Source organism: Ferrovibrio sp. (genome assembly GCF_029255545.1).
Taxonomy (GTDB): Bacteria; Pseudomonadota; Alphaproteobacteria; order Ferrovibrionales; family Ferrovibrionaceae; genus Ferrovibrio.
In genome coordinates this window covers 1-16598 of the sequence record NZ_JANLJJ010000051.1, presented here as the reverse complement: position 1 = coordinate 16598, position 16598 = coordinate 1, and the positions used below count along the sequence as shown (strand labels likewise).

Here is a 16598-nt window from a genome sequence, read left to right as displayed (position 1 = left end):
TGCGGCGGTTTCAGGCCGCGCCGAGCAGGCGACGCAGGCTGCGCATCGTTGCCGGACTGCCCAGCATGTCGGCCAGGCTGTAACGGTCGAGCACGGCGAGAAACGCTTTCACGGCCTCGGTAAAGGGCTGCCTGAGCTGGCAGGCCGGGGCTAGGCAGCAGGTGTTGGCCGCGCCGTCGAAGCATTCCACCAGGTTGAAATTGTCCTCGGTGGCGCGCACCACGGCGCCGATGCTGATCGCGGCCGCATCGCGGCCGAGCTGCAGCCCGCCATTGCGGCCGCGCAGGCTGTCGACGAAGCCGGCCTGCGCCAGCGTCAGCGCCACCTTCATCAGGTGATGGCGCGACACGTCATACTGCTCGGCGATTTCCTCGATGGTGCAGCGGCGGGCGGGATTCAGCGCCAGATACATCAGCATGCGCAGGGCGTAATCGGTATGCAGCGTCAGATGCATGGCCAGGGCGTCCGTAATCTGTGGGGCTGGGGTGCGACAAAATATGCATTTTATTTACTTGATATAAGGCCGGCGCACAATATCATGCATCTGGAATACTGTTTTGAGGCGCCGATGACCTACGTCGTGACCGAGCAGTGCATCAAGTGCAAGTACATGGATTGCGTCGAGGTCTGTCCGGTCGACTGTTTTTATGTCGGCGAGAACATGCTGGTGATCAATCCCGACGAATGCATTGATTGCGGCGTCTGCGAGCCGGAATGCCCGGCCGAGGCGATCCTGCCCGACACCGATAACCGGGCCGAGAGCTGGGTCGAGATGAACCGCGACTACGCCGCCAAGTGGCCAAACATCACCCGCAAGGGCGAGCCACCCGCCGACGCCGACACCTGGAAGGGCGTCGCAGGCAAGTTCAGCCGCTTCTTCTCGCCCGAACCCGGAAAGGCCCAGCCATGACCGCCGCCGCCCTGCATCCAGCGGCGCCCCGCCAGGGCTGGGCGGTGTTCGCGCTCGGCTTCCGGCCCTTCTATCTGGCCGGCGCCGCTTTTGCGTTTCTGATCCTGCCGCTCTGGCTCGCCGTCTATGGCGGCCATCTTGCGTTGCCGCTATCCGATCCGCTCGCCTGGCATGGCCATGAGATGCTGTTCGGCTTCGGCGCGGCGATCATCGCTGGCTTCCTGCTGACGGCGGTGCGCAACTGGACCGGCCATGATACCCCGACCGGCACGCCGCTCGCCCTGCTGATGCTGCTGTGGCTGGCCGGCCGCCTTGCCATGCTTGTGCTGCCCGGCTGGCCCGGCGCGCTGGTCGACCTGGCCTTCCTGCCCGCCCTGGCCGTCGCCCTGGCGCCGCCGATCTTTCTGATGCGCGTGCGCAAGGCTTCGCAGCGGCCCTGGCTGCCGCTGGTGGTTCTGAGCCTGCTGACCATCGCCAACCTGCTGCATCATGCTGGCGCGCTGGGTTTCTGGGCTGAGGGCATCGTTTTCAGCCGCCATCTGGCGCTTGGTGTGGTCGCCATCCTGATCAGCGTGATCGCGGCGCGCATCGTGCCCAGCTTCACCATGTCGGGCGCCGGCGTTTTCATTCCGGCCGCCCTGCGGCGCGACCGCATCGCTTTGATCGTATTGGTTCTGGCCGTGGCGCTGGATGTGGCGGCCGTGCTGTGGACGCTGCCGCCCCTGCTGCTGGTGGCCGCCAACGCCGCCGCCGCCCTGCTGCATGCCAGCCGGCTGCAGCAATGGCAGAGCTGGTCGGCACGCCGCGTGCCGCTGCTGGCCATCCTCCACATCGCCTATCTCTGGCTGCCGCTGGCCTTCGCCCTGCGCGCCACCAGCGCATGGAGCGACATGGTAACGCGGGCCATGGCCGATCATGCGCTGGGTGTCGGCGCCATGGCCGGCCTGATGCTGGCGATGATGACGCGCAGCGCGCTGGGCCATACCGGACGGCCACTGAAGGCCGGGCCGGTGGAGCTCGGCATCTATGCCGCCATCACGCTGGCCGCGTTGCTGCGGTTCTGCGCGCTGGCGCATCCCGCGCTGCAATGGCCCTTGCTGCTGGCGGCCGGCATTGCCTGGGAGGCCGCTTTCGGCCTGTTCCTGCTGCGCTACCTGCCGATCCTGCTGCGGCCGCGCATCGACCGCAAACCGGGCTGACCGACTCGTTTCCTTCCCTTCCATCCCCTATATAGTCATCGCCATGGCCCATCAGGACGAAACCGATACCACCCTGGCTGAACGCCAGGCCCGTCGCGCCCAGCTTGCGCCCGGCCACGCCGCCGGCGTGACGGAAGCGATGGTGCATGACGTGGTGCATGCCTTCTACGGCCGCATCCGCAGCGATGCCGTGCTGGGGCCGATCTTCGAGGGCGTGATCAAAGACAACTGGGATCACCACCTGGCCAAGATGTGCGATTTCTGGTCGTCGGTACTGCTGATGACCGGCCGTTACGACGGCCGGCCGATGCCGGCGCATATCCGCATCGATGTCGGGCAGGGCACCGGATTGTCCGATGCGCATTTCGCCCATTGGCTGGAGCTGTTCCGCGCGACAGTACAGGAACGCTGCCCGCCGGCCGCTGCCGCCCTGTTCGAGGATCGCGCGCAGAAGATCGCCGCCTCGCTGCTGCAGGGCGTGCAGTTCAGCCGCGGCGAGCTGCCCGACTGGCTCGGACCGGTGCGGAGCGAGCCGGCGCGCGGCTGATCTCAGGCATGCGCCGGCGCGGCATCTTTCGCGTAATGCGTCAGCCGCTTGCCGGGCAGCATCGCATAAGCCGGTTTCCAGCCAGGCAGAGCCGCGATGCGATCGAGCCAGGCCCGGATCGCGGGATGGCTGGCGCCGAAATCGTAGCCGGTCTCGTCGTTCGGATAATGCAGGTAGGCCATCATCGAAAAGTCGGCCACCGTCGGGCGCGCGCCGACCACGAAGGCCGAAGCCTGAAGATGCTGTTCCAGGATGGCGAGGAAATCGTCGAGCCGCCGGCGGAAATAGGTCAGCACCTGCGGATTGGGCTTGGGCGTGAAGCTGCGGTGAAACCGGTAGGTCGCCATGTAGCCGGTGAGCTTGTGGTTGTCCCAGAACAGCCAGCGTAACACCTCATACTTCTCCGCCGCCGTGTCGCCGCCGAACCTGCCATAGCGTTCGGCAAGCCTGAGCAGGATCGGCGCCGTCTGGGTCAGCTTGACGCCGTCTTCCTCCAGCACCGGAATCTCGCCCATCGCGTTGACACTGGCGCGCCATTCCGGCGTGCGCGTGACGCCGCCGCCGAAATCGGTCCAGACCGGCTCGAATTCCTGGCCGCAGAAGATGAGCATCAGCGCCAGCTTGTAGCTGTTGCCGGATTCCGGGAAGTAATGGAGGCGATAAGCGGGCATTGACATCTCCGCGTTAAGAACGTTTGATCCATAAATAAGAACATATGTTCCGTATGGAGTCCATAGGACATGAACGACGGCAACGAGATCACCGCGCGCCAGCGGCCGCTGATGGAGGCCACCCTGCGCCTCATCGGCCGCCGCGGCCTGGATGGCGTGACCCACAGGGCGGTCGCGGCCGAGGCGAAGACATCCTTGGGCGCTGTCACCCATCACTTCAGATCGCGCGATGCGCTGATCGAGGCAGCTCTGCGCCATGCTCTCGCCCGCGAGACCGGCCGGCTCCGTGCGCTTGCGCTGGGCCTTCAGGACAAGGCCATCAACGTGGATGCCTGGATCGAGTCCCTGGTGGTCTGGTATGACCGGGAACTGAAAGCCGATGCCGAGATGCATATCGCCTGCTACGAGGCTTTCCTGGCGGCAGCCAGAACACCGCATTATCGGCTTGTCGTGGAGGAGTGGTTCGAAACCTGGCGCCGCAGCGCTCAGTTGGCGCTTGCTGCGGCCGGCTCATCCGATCCGCGACGTCACGCCGAGCTTTTCGTCTCCGCGCTGATCGGTTTGGTGTTCAGGCAGCTCGCCGCGCCGCGCCGCGCATTCCGACGCGAAACCATCTCCGTGCTGGCGGAGCTTGTCTCCCGCCTGTTGCAGCGAGGCTAGTAAAGCCGCGATCGGTAACTTTCCTGCAGGTTCGCGTCTGCCGCTTCGGCATCGATGCCTGCGACCTGGTCGGCGATGATGCGGCCGAGCGTCGGAAAGTTTTCACGCGCGATTTGCTTCTGCTGGTTCCACAGATCCGAGCGGATCAGCGCCTTGCCGCAATGGAAATAGACCTCGCGCACGCTGATCTCCAGCGCTGACGTGGGCACTTTGCCCTGCGCCGTGAGCGGCTGCAGCTTTTCCGCATCGGTGATCACCCTTGCCGTGCCGTTGACGCGCAGGGTCTCGTTGATCCCTGGCAGCAGAAACAGCAGCCCGACGTCGGGCGAGGCGACGACATTGCGTAGACTGTCGATCAGGTTGTTGCCGCGCCGGTCGGGCAGCAGCAGGGTGACATCATCCACCACCTGCACGAAGCCCGGCGCATCGCCGCGCGGCGAGGCATCGCTGCCGTCCGGGCCATGCGTCGCCAGCACCGCAAAAGGCGACAGCGCGATGAAGGCGCGCGCGTGTTTGTCGAGGCGGCGCAGGACTTTCTTCTGCACCATTTCGATGGGCTGGGCATAGCAGTCGCGCAGGGCGGAGTCTGAGTCGAGGACGGACATGGCGGGCTCCTTTGCGGCGAGTGTACCGCCACGAGGCCCGCGCTGTCATGCTGCGACGCGCGAGGTTTAAGCTTTCGGATGTGGCACGATCACCACGCTGGGCGCGGAGCGGGTGGCCGGACCATGGAACACCGCCTCGATGTTGTTGCCATCGGGATCGAGGGCGAAGGCCGCGTAGTAGCCCGGATGGTATTTCTCGCGAACCCCCGGCGCACCGTTATCCCTGCCGCCGGCGGCCAGCACGGCAGCATGAAACCGCTGCACCATCGCCTGGTCGCCAGCCTGGAAAGCGAGATGGGTCCGGCCGGTCAGATGAAAATCCTCGTGCGCCTCCGGGCTGCTGACGTAAAGCTCGTCGCAGAAGAAAAAGCCCGCCCCCTCGCCCTCGACCTTCAGGCCGAGCGCACCGAAGGCGGCTTCGTAGAAACGGCGCGATACGGCAAGATCGCGCACCACGAGCTGAACATGGTCGATCAGGCGGCCGCGGTGAAACTGCATATTCGCCTCCTTCGGAGCATGGACCCTGCTGCAATGAACGCGCGCCGGCCAGATTCGATCCAAAGGATAAGGCGAATTTAGGCGAAATCCTTTGCCAGGCTTTCGCGCACGGCGTCCGGCACCACGGCGATATGGCCGTAATGGGGATGCTCGACCGCCAGCAGCACGCGGGTGCCGGGTTTGCGGAATTCGGCGACCTGCTCGGCCGTGAAGGGGAAGCGCAGGAAATGCACGCTAGAGGTCTTGCCGTCCTCGCGGTTGCGTTCGGCATCGTCTTCCGGCACGGCGCGAATCTTGTGGCCGGCGAATTCCAGCATCACGGTCTGGTCGATATTGGTGAGCTGAGCCAGCACGACGGGCCGGCGCACCGCGTCCTCGATCTCGATCATGAAGGTGGCGACCAGCTCGCGGCCCTTCGGGATCAGCGGCTCATAGGCGCGCAGCTCGTCTTCCAGCTGCTCGGCGCCGCCCTTCTCGATGAACAGCATTTCCTGAATCTGCCACCACATGGTGGCGTAATTCTCGAAATAGAAGGTGCAGAACGGGCCGACGCCGACGCGGCGGTTCTTCTTGATGGCCACCACTTCGGCGCGCTTGTCCTTGCGCACCTTCACGAACTCGTCCAGCGGCAGGATATCGGCGTGGGTGATCGTGGTCTTCAGGGTCATGTACATGTCATCCTTCCGAAAGCGCGAAGCCCCTCCGCCCCTTCAGCAAAAAACACTTCTCAGATCAGGCCATAGGCGCGGGCGAACAGCTCGACCGGATGATCAGCCTTGGCCGGCAGCTTGAAGCCGGCTGCATCCTTGCCTTCACGTTCCATGCCCTGGCGGATATGGATCGCCGCCAGCGGGCATTCCGAGGCGATATGCGCCTTGTTTTCCTTCACCGCCGTCCGCGCCACCGGCTTGCCGACTTTCATGCCGACCTCGAAGAAGTCCTTGCGCACGCCCCATGAGCCGCCATGGCCGGCGCAGCGTTCGATCACGGCGAGATCCTGGCCCGGCTTCATCTCCGGGATCAGCTTCATCAGCTCGGTGGCCTTGGCGCCCATATTCTGCGCGCGGGCATGGCAGGCCAGATGCAGGGTGACGCCACCGTCCAGCGGCTTGAGCCCGGGCGCGAGGCCTTCCTTCCTGGCGATGTCGACGATGTATTCCGAGATGTCGAAGGTGGCCTGGGCCAGCTTTTTCACCAGCGGATCATCGGGAAGGATCAGCGGCCACTCGAATTTCAGCATCAGCGCGCAGCTCGGCACCAGCGCCACGATGTCGTAACCCTGGTCGATCAGCGGCGCGAAGGCTTCGGCCACCACGCGGGCCTTTTTCGCCACATCGGCGATGTCGCCCTGCTCCAGCCGCGGCATGCCGCAGCAGCCGGGATATTCGACGCGCAGCTCGACGCCGTTATGGCTCAGGATCTTCTGCGCCGCCACGCCGATATCGGGGTTGTTGTAGTTGCCAAAGCAGGTGGCGTAGATCGCCGCCTTGCGCTTGCCATAGGCCGGCGCCGTCGTGTTGATCGCGGCCGGCTCGGATTTGGCGCGCGCCACCAGCGTCTTGGCGTTGAATTTCGGCAGCTCGGCGTCGTGATGGATGTCGGCCACCGCTTCCATGATCGGACGGGTCACGCCGTTGCCGCGCGCGGACGCCCAGTTGGCGATCGGCGCCACCAGGCCGGCCAGCTTGCCGTTGCGGTCGGTCTGCGACAGCTGGTCGCCGATCGCATCCTTGTGGCCCTGCGCGCGTTCGGCCGCGCGGTAGCGCAGCATCAGATGCGGGAAATCGAGATTGAACTCGTGCGGCGGCACATAGGGGCACTTGGTCATGTAGCACAGGTCGCAGAGCGTGCAGGCATCCACGATCGGCTTGAAATCCTTCGACTCGACCTCGTCCAGCTCGCCAGTGGGCGAGGCGTCGACCAGATCGAACAGGCGCGGGAAGGAATCACAGAGATTGAAGCAGCGGCGGCAGCCATGACAGATGTCGAGCACGCGCCGCATTTCGGCGTCGAGCTTTTCCAGATCGTAGAAATCGGGATTCTGCCAGTCCAGCGGATGCCGGGTCGGCGCCTCGAGGCTGCCTTCGCGCATGGTCGTCTCCGGGAATGCGGGTGCGTCTACGTCGAAGACCCGGAGTCCAGACGGACTCCGGGTGGTACGTCACCAGTGAAACGCGCGGCGATCAGCCGAGCGTGTCGAGCGCCTTCTGGAAACGGCCGGCATGGCTCTTCTCGGCCTTGGCCAGGGTCTCGAACCATTCCGCGATTTCGTCGAAGCCTTCCTCGCGGGCGGTCTTGGCCATGCCGGGATACATGTCGGTATATTCGTGGGTCTCGCCGGCAACGGCGGCCTTCAGGTTGGAGGCGGTGGGGCCGATCGGCAGATCGGTGGCCGGATCGCCGACTTCAGCCATGAATTCGAGATGGCCATGGGCATGGCCGGTCTCGCCTTCCGCGGTGGAGCGGAACACGGCGGCGACGTCGTTGTAGCCTTCCACGTCGGCCTTCTGGGCGAAATACAGGTAGCGGCGGTTCGCCTGGCTTTCGCCGGCGAAGGCATCCTTCAGGTTGCCGTGGGTCTTGGTACCTTTGAGTGCGGGCATGGCTGGTCCTCCTAGTGCTTCCCTGCAAACCGCCGGAGCCGGGTTGGCCCCGGGGCGGGCGCCCCGCTCTGGCCCCCCACTGCCAATGGGGGGCAGCGGGACAGAGATTCGGGACGCAGCGGATTATGGACCGCGTCCGGGACGTGTCAAGATTTTTTGGAATTATTCTAATTTAGTGACGGGTCGCTAAAACCCGTCCGTCGGCCAGGCCTGGCTTCAGTCTTCCAGGCGGACGATCACGTCGACCCGGGCGATTTTGGCGCCATTGGGCGCGGCCGGCAGACGCGCCACCGCCACATCGGCTTCCGGGATGTCGCGCAACTCGCCCGTGCGCTCGTAATAGAAATGATGGTGGGCCGACAGGTTGGTGTCGAAATAGGCCCGGCCGGCATCGACCGTCACCATACGGAGCAATCCGGCTGCGGTGAACTGGTGCAGGCAGTTATAGACCGTGGCCAGCGACAGGCGGGCGCCGCGCTCGGCGGCCTCGCTGAACAGGCTTTCCGCCGTGACATGGCGGTTGCCGCGCTCGAACAGGATATCGGCCAGCACCAGACGCTGCCGCGTGGTGCGCAGGCCGGCGGCCCGCAGCTGCTCGGCAGCGGCCCTGAAGCGTGGTTCGATCACCCTGGTCATGATCTGCATATATAGCAGGACAGCGACGTCGGCCACAGGAATGTCATACTTGGCCGTTCCCGGCCGTTTTTCCCGCCCGATAGTGATCCCGGCACCGGCCCGGCGGGCGATGGCACAGATGTAACAAAGTGCAACGAAACTGTTGCGACTGGGCCCCGGATCACTACATTGTCCCCGGAAGGCGAAGGCCGGTCCGCAACTTATGGCCCCGGGAGCAGACATCCGGGCATGCAGGGGCAGGCCGCCGGGAGGATCGCCAGCCATATCAGGCGGCGCCCGTCACTGGGCGCGACAGGCCGGTATCGAGCGTGACACCGGTATCGAGCGTGACACCGGCATCGAGCGTGACAACGGGGTTGAGGGTTTCCCAACGTGGAACAGAAGAACAGTTACAGCTACGAGGATCTGCTGGCTTGCGCGCATGGCAAGCTGTTCGGCGAGGGCAATGCCCGCCTGCCGCTGCCGCCCATGCTGATGCTCGACCGCATCGTGAAAATCGTCAGCGACGGCGGCAAATACGGCAAGGGCGAGATCGAGGCCGAGCTGGATATCAAGCCCAACCTGTGGTTCTTCCCCTGCCATTTCGAAAACGACCCGGTGATGCCGGGCTGCCTCGGCCTGGATGCCATGTGGCAGCTGGTTGGTTTCTTCCTCGGCTGGATGAAGGCGCCCGGCAAGGGCCGCGCCTTGAGCGTCGGCGAGGTGAAATTCTCCGACATGGTCACGCCGGCCGCCAAGAAGATCACCTTCAAGATCGACATCAAGAAGCTGCTGCTGCGCAAGTTCGGCATCGCGATTGCCGACGGCACGATGTATATCGACGGCAAACCGGCCTATGAATGCAAGGACATGCGCGTCGGTGTGTTCCCCGACGGCATGGCGCCTGCTGCTGCTTGAGCCGCGGCCTGATCACAACATCTGCCGCTGCAAACTGTAACGGTTCCTGCGGTATGATTGCGGCCCGGCATTGTCCGGCCCGCATTTGAGGAGTCTCACGCCCATGCGTCGCGTCGTCGTCACCGGTATCGGCATCACCTCGTCCATCGGCAACAACGTCGAGGACGTGGCCGACAGCCTGAAGGCCGGCCGTTCCGGCATCGTCTTTTCCGAGGAATATGCCAGGCTCGGCTTCCGCAGCCAGGTGCATGGCACCGTCAAGATCGACCTCGACGCCGCCATCGACCGGCGCCAGAAGCGCTTCATGGGCGATGGCGCGGCCTATGCCTATCTCGCCATGGAGCAGGCGATCGCCGATAGCGGCCTGGAGCCGGGCGACATCATCAATCCGCGCACCGGGCTGATCGTCGGCTCCGGCGGCGCCTCGACCAGGAATCTGGTCGCTTCCGCCGATATCGTGCGCGAAAAGGGCGGCCCGAAGAAGATCGGCCCCTTCATGGTGCCGCGCACGATGTCGAGCACCTGCTCGGCCGTGCTCTCCACCGCCTTCAAGATCAAGGGCGTGAATTACTCGATCAGCTCGGCCTGCTCGACCTCGGCGCATTGCATCGGCAATGCCGCGGAGCTGATCCAGCTGGGCAAGCAGGATGTCATCTTCGCCGGCGGCGGCGAGGAGCTGGACTGGACGCTCAGCTGCCTGTTCGACGCCATGCCGGCGATGAGCTCGGCCTACAATGCCACGCCGGAACGCGCCTCGCGCGCCTATGACAAGGATCGCGACGGTTTCGTGATCGCCGGCGGCGGCGGCATCGTCATCATGGAAGAGCTGGAGCATGCCAAGGCGCGCGGCGCCAAAATCTATGCCGAGCTGGTCGGCTATGGCGCCACTTCCGATGGCGCCGACATGGTCGCGCCGTCCGGCGAGGGCGCGGTGCGCTGCATGCAGATGGCGCTGGCCGAAAGCGCGCGCGGCAGCAACGCGCCGATCGACTATATCAACACCCATGGCACCTCGACGCCGGCCGGCGACATCACCGAGCTGAAGGCGATCCGCGAGGTATTCGGCGAAACCGTGCCGGCGATCAGCTCGACCAAGTCGCTGACCGGCCATTCGCTGGGCGCCGCCGGCGCGCAGGAAGCGATCTATTCGATCCTGATGATGCGCGACAACTTCATCGCCGCCTCGGCCAATATCGAGAATCTCGACCCCGGCGCCGAAGGCTTCCCGATCGTGCGCGAACGCCGCGACAACGTGACGCTGAACCGCGTGATGTCGAATTCCTTCGGCTTCGGCGGCACCAATGCGTCGCTGGTGTTCCAGCGCTACGAAGCCTGATCGCGCCAGCCCGCCCATAACAATAACTCCTTCCTTTCCGGATTCCGATATGACCGATATGCGCGCGTTGATGAGTGGCAGGCGCGGCCTCATCATGGGGGTCGCCAACGACCACTCGATCGCCTGGGGTATTGCCGACATGCTGCACAGGCATGGCGCCGAGCTGGCCTTCACCTTCCAGGGCGAGGCCTTCGAGCGCCGCGTGCGGCCGCTGGCCGAGAGCGTGAACGCCAAGGCCGTGGTGCCCTGCGACGTCGAGGACGAAACCTCGATGCGCCAGGCCTTCGAGACGGTCGCCGCCGCGTTCGGCAACGAGATCGACTTCGTGGTGCACGCCATCGCCTATTCCGACAAGGAAGAGCTGAAGGGGCGCTACCTCAACACCACGCGCGGCAATTTCAGCCGTTCGCTGCTGATCTCCTGCTATTCCTTCACCGAGGTGGCGCGGCTGGCGGCGCCCTATATGGCGAAGGGCGGCGCGCTGATCACGCTGACCTATGAAGGCTCGACGCGGGTGATGCCGAACTACAACGTGATGGGCGTGGCCAAGGCGGCGCTGGAAGCCAGCGTGCGTTACCTCGCCGTCGATCTCGGCCCGCAGAATATCCGCGTCAACGCGGTGTCGCCCGGCCCGATGCGCACCCTGGCCGGCTCGGCGATCGGCTCGGCGCGGGCCACCTTCAAGTTCACCGCCCAGCACAGCCCGCTGCGCCGCAATGCCTCGCTGGAGGAAGTGGGCGGCGCCGCGCTGTTCCTGCTGTCCGACCTGGGCGCCGGCGTCACCGGCGAAATCGTGCATGTCGATTCGGGTTTCCACGCGCTCGGCATGCCCAACCCGGCCGACCTGAACGGCAATGGGAACGGCAACGGCGAAGGCTGACGCCACGGCGGCGCGGTTCCTGGATTCACCACCATGGATCGTCCGCTGAACATCCTGCTGTCCGATCTGCGGCTGCCGGGTCACCTGCAGCTCGCCGAACATTGGCTCGACCTCTACCAGAGCCATGGCCAGCGCGTGCCGCCCTTGAGCGCGCTCGACCCGATCCGTTTCGCCAAGGCGCTGGCCGACAGCTGGATCGTCGATGCCGAAGACGGCGACCGTTTCCGCATCCGCCTGTCGGGCGAGACGTTGGTGAGCTGGTATGGCTTCAATCCGAAGGGCCGGTATTACGAGGAGCTCTTCGCCCCAGCCATCCTGCCCATCGTCACCGAACAGTCGCGCCGCGTGGTCGGCGACCCCGCCATCTGCTATCACCGCATGCATACGACGATCCCCGACTGGACGGTGCCGGCTTTTTTTGAACGGTTGGCGCTTCCGCTGGCCGATGCCGAAGGCCGGGTGCGCCACCTGGTCGGCGCCACGCTGTTCCTGGGCGAGGCAGACCACGGCAGGGGCGGCAAGGCCGCCGTGGTCGACGCCGATTACTGGTACGCCGTTTCGGCCGCCATTTAAATTCGTCTGCATTACAGCTTTGTAATTTCCTTTTCGACGGCAGGCTTTCTACCGTGCCGGCATGGAACACGGCCTTGCCTCCCTGATCGTGGACATGCCCGATGCCAAGCTGCAGGCCGTGGCGCGGCACTGGATGACGCTGCATTACGCGGGCGGCGGGATTCCCCGCCTGCGCGCGGTCGACGCCCTGCAGCTGGGCCAGGCATTGTCCGATATCTGGATTCTCGACCTGCATGACGACGGCATGCCGCGCGTGCATCTGGCCGGCGAAACGCTGGCGGACTGGTTCGGCCGCTGCCTCAAGGGCCTGCGGCTGAGCGAGATATACAATGCCGACATGCTGCCGCTGATCCTGAACATGGTGCGGCAGGTGAGCGAGACGCCGGCGATCCTGCTGCAACAGGCCCACAGCCTGCCGACCAACCGCAGTTTCACCGTGCCGTTCCACCGCCTGGCCCTGCCGCTCTGCGACGATGCCGGCGCCATCCGCCATGTGCTGGGAATTTCGGTGTTCAGCAGCCGCGCCGGCCATGGCCAGGGCCCGGTGCGGACCAGCATCGAGCGCGAACGGCTCTACCCGCTTCGCGTCACCGCCGCCGAACGCGCCGCCAGCACCGAACGCGCCGCCGCCATGGTGGCGTGAGCGGCTTTCAGCCCAGCGCGCCTTTCAGCACCCGGAACAGACGCTCGACATCGGCATCGGTGTTGTAGAGGTGCGGCGTCACCCGCATCGACTGGCCGCGCACGCTGACAAACACGTTTTCCGTCGCCAGCTTCGCCGGCAGTGCCGCCGGCACGCCATCTTTGAAGCGCAGGCCGAGGAAATGCCCGGCGCGTTTCTCAACTGGCGCCGAACCGAGGCCGAGCTCCTCTTGCGCGTGAGCCGCTATCGCCGCCGTGCGGGACGCCAGCGTCGCCTGGATATTGTCCACGCCCCAGCCCAGCAGCATCTCGAGCGCGGCTTTCGCCGCCGGCATCAGGGCGAAGTTGCTGCGTTCGCCCGCATCGAAGCGGCGTGCGCCGGGCTGGTATTCGCTTTTATAATCCACCAGGCCGGCGAAGTTTTCCGAATCCTTACGCGCGATCCAGTTCTGCTCGAACGGCATCGCCTGCTGCCAGCGTTTTGCGGCATAGAGATAGCCGAGGGAATACGGCCCCATCAGCCATTTGTAGCCGCCGACGGCCAGGAAATCCGGGTCGATGACCTGCACGTCGAAGGGCAGCGCGCCGAGCGACTGCGTGGCATCGATCACCAGCGCGGCGCCGACTTTGGTGCAGGCGCGGCGGATCGCCACCAGATCGAGCAGGCCGCCATCGGTCCAGTGGCAATGCGGCAGCGCGACGATGGCGGTGCGCGCATCGATGCGGGCCAGCGTGGCCGAGGTCCAGTCATCATCGGCTGGGCGCGGCACCTGCACATGGGCCGCGTTGGCGGCGCGCGCCTTCTCGATCCAGGGGTAGACATTGGAGGGAAACTGCTCGGCCAGCGTCAGCACGCTCTGGCCCGCCTGCAGCGGCAGGGCATGGGCCGCCACCGCCACGCCATAGGAGGCCGCCGGCACCAGCGCGATATCCTCGGCCGTGGCATTGACCAGCCGGGCGAACAGCCCGCGCACGATTTCGGTGTCGGTGAAGAAATCCTGCGGCGTCACCAGCCAGGGCCGCGCCTTGCGCGCCACGCCGGCCTCGCCGGCCGCCACCACCGATTTGGCCAGCGGCGACATGTAGGCGCAGTTCAGGTAGGCGACGTCGTCGGGGATGTCGAAGAGGGCGCGTTGCGGGGGGAGAAGCCGGGGCGGGATCTGTGCGGTCATGGCCCGAGCTTAGCGGCGCCGCTCCGGCCCGCCAGTGCCCGGATCGGCGCAGAAATGCACCCCGACAATTTTTTTGCTGGCATCGCCTGCGGCGGCGGCGCAGATTGCCGGCCCTGATAACAAAAAAGCCTGCCCGATGCCGCTTCCCCATATTGCCCTTGCCGTCCTGATCGCCGCGATCTGGGGCTTCAACTTCGTTGTCATCCGCATCGGGCTCGACAGCTTCCCGCCCTTCCTGTTCAACGGCCTGCGCTTTGCCGTGGCCTCGCTGCCCTTCCTGCTGCTGTTCCGTCATCCTGGCGTGAAATGGCGCTGGGTGATCGGCACCGGGCTGGTGCTGGGCGTGGCGAAATTCAGCTTGCTGTTCCTCGGCATGGCCCATGGCATGCCGGCCGGCCTGGCCTCGGTGGTGATGCAGGCCCAGGCGCTGTTCAGCGTGGCCTTCGCCGCCCTGCTGCTGAGCGAGCGGCCCGGCCCGGTGCAATGGATCGGACTGGGCATCGCCGCCGCCGGCCTGGTGGTGATCGGCAGCGATCTCGGCGTCGACACGCCGCTGCTGGCTTTCCTGATGCTGATCGCGGCCGCGGCCTGCTGGGGCTTTGCCAATATCCTGACGCGCCGCGCCGCGGCGAAACAGCCGCTCGCCTTCATGGTCTGGGTCAGCGCGGTGCCGCCGCTGCCGATGCTGGGCCTGTCGTGGATCTTCGAGGGCGAGGCGGCGATCGCGCAGGCCATCGCCGGGCTGGATGCGAAAGGCATGCTCGCCGTGCTCTATATCGGCCTGCTCTCCACCACCGCCTGCTTCGCCGCCTGGAGTTTCCTGCTGCGGCAATACAAGGCATCTCTGGTGGCGCCCTTCACCCTGCTGGTGCCGGTTTTCGGCCTGGCCAGCGCGGCGTTGGTGCTGGACGAAACGCCATCCGCGCCCGAGCTGGCCGGCTCGGCGCTGATCCTGCTCGGACTGATGGTGAATGCCGGCCTGCTGACCCGCTGGCTGCGCCGGCCGGCCCTGGTGGGATAAGACGGGCAGGATAGACGCGCGGGATAGACTGCTACAGCCTCATCGCCAGATCGCGGATCGCCGAGCGGCAGGCATCGGCCGTCCGCTCCAGATAGGATCGCGCTTCGGGCCGAAGGTCATCCTGCAGCAGTTGTTCGTTGATCGACGCGAGTATAGCGCGCAGGTGCCGTATACGACCCGGCATGTCCTTCTCCCCCTCAGGCGAATCACTCATGACCCGAGGGAGAGTGCGGTCGGCATGGTTAACAAAACCTGAGAGCCGCGGCTGAACCGCTCAGGCCGCGGCGCCCTGCATCTCGCCGGTGAAGTGCTGCAGGCTGTCGAGCATGTGTCGCGGCACCGGATCGTGGCCCTTGAGGATCAGCACCAGGGCTGCGCGGGTAACGCCGAGCTTGGCGGCGTAATCCTCGAAACGGATGCCGTTGCGGCGGCAGGCTTCCAACACCAGCGGCTGGACATCGCGGACAAAGAACTGCTTTGCCCCATAGCCTCGGGTTTCCAGGGTGATCTGACTGATGGCGCTCTGATTTGGGCGGTGCACGGCTTTCCTCCTCTCTTCCGTCAGGCCGCATGCGAGGCCGGCGCGGTCGCGCCGGCCATGAAAAATTTTGGCAGGCGGCGCGCCGGATTCAAGAGGGGCATGCGCCGCAGGACGCTGGCGAAAGCGCGGCAACGGAAAGAGGCGGATTTTAGGGAGAGGCGCTCAGACGCTCAGGTCGGCGTTGCGGCCCATGCCGCGCGGCCGGCTGCCGGCGCGGTCGGTCTTGGCCTCGGTGGCGGCGGCGCCATTGTCGCTGTTCTTGCCCTTCTGGCCCTTGGCGCGATCCGAGCCGCCGGAATTGCCCGAGGCGGTGGCCGCCATGCGCGTCTCGGCCCGCACCGGCACGGCCGTCACCGCCGCGGCCGCCTGGGCTGCGTTGGGGGCCTGGTTCTGCTGGGCAAGCCCGTGGGCGGCGGACGGCGCCTGGGTCTGCGGCAGAACCGTGATCGGTGGGACCAAAAAGCTCATGTTTCAGATGTATGATGGGGTATAACGCTTGACAAGCGATATTATTTCCAAAGGTGGTTAATATCGAATCAACCAAACCTTTTACGCGAAGGAAGCTTGGCCCTGACCCAGTCCAGCGGGGATAAATCCCGGAAAACGGCAAAAAAGCCCGGCCTTCTGGCCCGGCTGTTCGGCGCCGAGGCGCCGGCCAAACCGCCGCCGCAACGCCAGTATGCCGGGCCGGCCAAGGATCCGCGCCAGGTTCTGGCCCAGCAGATCAAGGCGATCCGCGCCAAGCTGAACCCGCAATTGCTGCGGGTCGTCGAGAAGCTGGCGAAAAAAGGCCCGCCGGTCACCGACCAGGAGCGCGCCACCCTGGCGATTGAACTGTTCCTGGCCCAGAAACAGGATGGCGGCGATTTCGCCACCAAGCTGAAGGCCAAGCTGGAAGAGCAGAAACGCCGCAGCCACTAGTGGCGGCGGGGCGATCCTTAATGCAGCACGGTATGCGGCGGCTCGCCGTCATCCCCGGGTGGCCGGATGCCGTCGGCGGCGACCGGAGCCGCCGGGTGGCTGCTATCCGCGCGGCGCAGGCGTTCATGCGCCTTCACCGAGAAGGGGATCGAGCCGAGATAGGCCAGCTCGATGGCGGCCAGCGTGTACCAGGGCTGGTTCAGCAAGGCGGCGACCAGCAGGCCGACGCCCAGCAGCACCAGGCCGACATAGTCGCGCGGCACCCGCACGCGCTTGAACGAGAAGG

General features: G+C 65.6%; 23 protein-coding genes and 1 pseudogene. 11 read left to right on the top strand and 13 right to left on the bottom strand.

The window, feature by feature from the left end:
- Positions 1 to 10: 10 nt before the first annotated feature.
- Positions 11 to 454 (bottom strand): Rrf2 family transcriptional regulator, encoded by a 444-nt coding sequence (locus Q1J79_RS10475; protein ID WP_300299940.1) that lies wholly within the window; start codon positions 452 to 454, stop codon positions 11 to 13.
- Between the two features lie 114 nt (positions 455 to 568).
- Between Q1J79_RS10475 and fdxA the strand changes: the two genes are divergently transcribed.
- From fdxA to Q1J79_RS10460, 3 genes are read left to right on the top strand one after another with little or no spacing between them, the layout of a single operon-like run.
- On the top strand, positions 569 to 910 hold the full coding sequence (gene fdxA, locus Q1J79_RS10470) for a ferredoxin FdxA (RefSeq protein ID WP_300299939.1): 342 nt from the start codon (positions 569 to 571) through the stop codon (positions 908 to 910).
- A complete protein-coding gene (locus Q1J79_RS10465; protein ID WP_300299938.1) occupies positions 907 to 2109 on the top strand; it encodes an NnrS family protein in 1203 nt (400 codons plus the stop codon). Before fdxA ends, Q1J79_RS10465 begins: the two co-directional genes overlap by 4 nt.
- A gap of 43 nt (positions 2110 to 2152) precedes the next feature.
- Complete coding sequence (locus Q1J79_RS10460) at positions 2153 to 2656, top strand: group III truncated hemoglobin (protein ID WP_300299937.1); 504 nt, start codon at positions 2153 to 2155, stop codon at positions 2654 to 2656.
- 2 nt (positions 2657 to 2658) lie between these two features.
- On the opposite strand, the gene Q1J79_RS10455 is transcribed toward Q1J79_RS10460, so the two are convergent.
- On the bottom strand, positions 2659 to 3327 hold the full coding sequence (locus Q1J79_RS10455; RefSeq protein WP_300299936.1) for a glutathione S-transferase family protein: 669 nt from the start codon (positions 3325 to 3327) through the stop codon (positions 2659 to 2661).
- A gap of 69 nt (positions 3328 to 3396) precedes the next feature.
- Here Q1J79_RS10455 and Q1J79_RS10450 point away from each other — a divergent pair, with 69 nt between their 5' ends.
- Complete coding sequence (locus tag Q1J79_RS10450) at positions 3397 to 3987, top strand: TetR/AcrR family transcriptional regulator (protein ID WP_300299935.1); 591 nt, start codon at positions 3397 to 3399, stop codon at positions 3985 to 3987.
- Here the strand turns inward: Q1J79_RS10450 and Q1J79_RS10445 are convergent.
- The 6 genes from Q1J79_RS10445 to irrA all read right to left on the bottom strand — a co-directional run bounded on the left by Q1J79_RS10445 (position 3984) and on the right by irrA (position 8338).
- Positions 3984 to 4592 (bottom strand): pyridoxamine 5'-phosphate oxidase family protein, encoded by a 609-nt coding sequence (locus tag Q1J79_RS10445; protein ID WP_300299934.1) that lies wholly within the window; start codon positions 4590 to 4592, stop codon positions 3984 to 3986. The genes Q1J79_RS10450 and Q1J79_RS10445 overlap by 4 nt on opposite strands.
- Positions 4593 to 4658: 66 nt before the next feature.
- A complete protein-coding gene (locus tag Q1J79_RS10440) occupies positions 4659 to 5090 on the bottom strand; it encodes a VOC family protein (RefSeq protein ID WP_300299933.1) in 432 nt (143 codons plus the stop codon).
- Between the two features lie 77 nt (positions 5091 to 5167).
- On the bottom strand, positions 5168 to 5758 hold the full coding sequence (locus Q1J79_RS10435) for a DUF3501 family protein (protein ID WP_300299932.1): 591 nt from the start codon (positions 5756 to 5758) through the stop codon (positions 5168 to 5170).
- A 59-nt stretch (positions 5759 to 5817) separates the two neighbouring features.
- Positions 5818 to 7182, bottom strand: coding sequence for a heterodisulfide reductase-related iron-sulfur binding cluster (locus tag Q1J79_RS10430; RefSeq protein ID WP_300299931.1), 1365 nt, complete (start codon positions 7180 to 7182; stop codon positions 5818 to 5820).
- 91 nt (positions 7183 to 7273) lie between these two features.
- The gene (locus Q1J79_RS10425; RefSeq protein ID WP_300299930.1) at positions 7274 to 7693 is read right to left on the bottom strand and encodes a rubrerythrin family protein; all 420 of its coding nucleotides are present in this window, start codon (positions 7691 to 7693) and stop codon (positions 7274 to 7276) included.
- Positions 7694 to 7909: 216 nt separating this feature from the next.
- Entirely contained in the window at positions 7910 to 8338 is a 429-nt protein-coding gene (gene irrA, locus Q1J79_RS10420; RefSeq protein WP_300300006.1) for an iron response transcriptional regulator IrrA, read from the bottom strand.
- Positions 8339 to 8701: 363 nt separating this feature from the next.
- Here irrA and fabA point away from each other — a divergent pair, with 363 nt between their 5' ends.
- The 5 genes from fabA (at position 8702) to Q1J79_RS10395 (ending at position 12658) form a co-directional block, all read left to right on the top strand.
- Complete coding sequence (fabA, locus tag Q1J79_RS10415; protein WP_300299929.1) at positions 8702 to 9226, top strand: bifunctional 3-hydroxydecanoyl-ACP dehydratase/trans-2-decenoyl-ACP isomerase; 525 nt, start codon at positions 8702 to 8704, stop codon at positions 9224 to 9226.
- 103 nt (positions 9227 to 9329) lie between these two features.
- A complete protein-coding gene (gene fabB / locus Q1J79_RS10410) occupies positions 9330 to 10562 on the top strand; it encodes a beta-ketoacyl-ACP synthase I (RefSeq protein WP_300299928.1) in 1233 nt (410 codons plus the stop codon).
- 49 nt (positions 10563 to 10611) lie between these two features.
- Positions 10612 to 11442, top strand: a complete 831-nt coding sequence (locus Q1J79_RS10405) for an SDR family oxidoreductase (protein ID WP_300299927.1) — start codon at positions 10612 to 10614, stop codon at positions 11440 to 11442.
- Between the two features lie 33 nt (positions 11443 to 11475).
- The gene (locus Q1J79_RS10400) at positions 11476 to 12015 is read left to right on the top strand and encodes a PAS domain-containing protein (protein WP_300299926.1); all 540 of its coding nucleotides are present in this window, start codon (positions 11476 to 11478) and stop codon (positions 12013 to 12015) included.
- A gap of 61 nt (positions 12016 to 12076) precedes the next feature.
- Positions 12077 to 12658, top strand: a complete 582-nt coding sequence (locus Q1J79_RS10395) for a PAS domain-containing protein (protein WP_300299925.1) — start codon at positions 12077 to 12079, stop codon at positions 12656 to 12658.
- Between the two features lie 7 nt (positions 12659 to 12665).
- Here Q1J79_RS10395 and Q1J79_RS10390 read toward each other — a convergent pair whose 3' ends face one another.
- Entirely contained in the window at positions 12666 to 13829 is a 1164-nt protein-coding gene (locus Q1J79_RS10390) for an aminotransferase class V-fold PLP-dependent enzyme (RefSeq protein WP_300299924.1), read from the bottom strand.
- Between the two features lie 136 nt (positions 13830 to 13965).
- Between Q1J79_RS10390 and Q1J79_RS10385 the strand changes: the two genes are divergently transcribed.
- Entirely contained in the window at positions 13966 to 14850 is an 885-nt protein-coding gene (locus Q1J79_RS10385) for an EamA family transporter (protein WP_300299923.1), read from the top strand.
- 31 nt (positions 14851 to 14881) lie between these two features.
- On the opposite strand, the gene Q1J79_RS10380 is transcribed toward Q1J79_RS10385, so the two are convergent.
- From Q1J79_RS10380 to Q1J79_RS10370, 3 genes are all read right to left on the bottom strand, one after another.
- Complete coding sequence (locus Q1J79_RS10380) at positions 14882 to 15034, bottom strand: hypothetical protein (protein WP_300299922.1); 153 nt, start codon at positions 15032 to 15034, stop codon at positions 14882 to 14884.
- Between the two features lie 90 nt (positions 15035 to 15124).
- Positions 15125 to 15391 (bottom strand): hypothetical protein, encoded by a 267-nt coding sequence (locus Q1J79_RS10375; RefSeq protein WP_300299921.1) that lies wholly within the window; start codon positions 15389 to 15391, stop codon positions 15125 to 15127.
- Positions 15392 to 15553: 162 nt separating this feature from the next.
- Positions 15554 to 15859, bottom strand: coding sequence for a hypothetical protein (locus tag Q1J79_RS10370; RefSeq protein ID WP_300299920.1), 306 nt, complete (start codon positions 15857 to 15859; stop codon positions 15554 to 15556).
- A 96-nt stretch (positions 15860 to 15955) separates the two neighbouring features.
- Here Q1J79_RS10370 and Q1J79_RS10365 point away from each other — a divergent pair, with 96 nt between their 5' ends.
- Entirely contained in the window at positions 15956 to 16312 is a 357-nt protein-coding gene (locus Q1J79_RS10365; RefSeq protein ID WP_300299919.1) for a hypothetical protein, read from the top strand.
- 17 nt (positions 16313 to 16329) lie between these two features.
- Here Q1J79_RS10365 and Q1J79_RS10360 read toward each other — a convergent pair.
- Positions 16330 to 16598, bottom strand: a pseudogene (locus Q1J79_RS10360) (CDP-diacylglycerol O-phosphatidyltransferase); the annotation flags it as partial.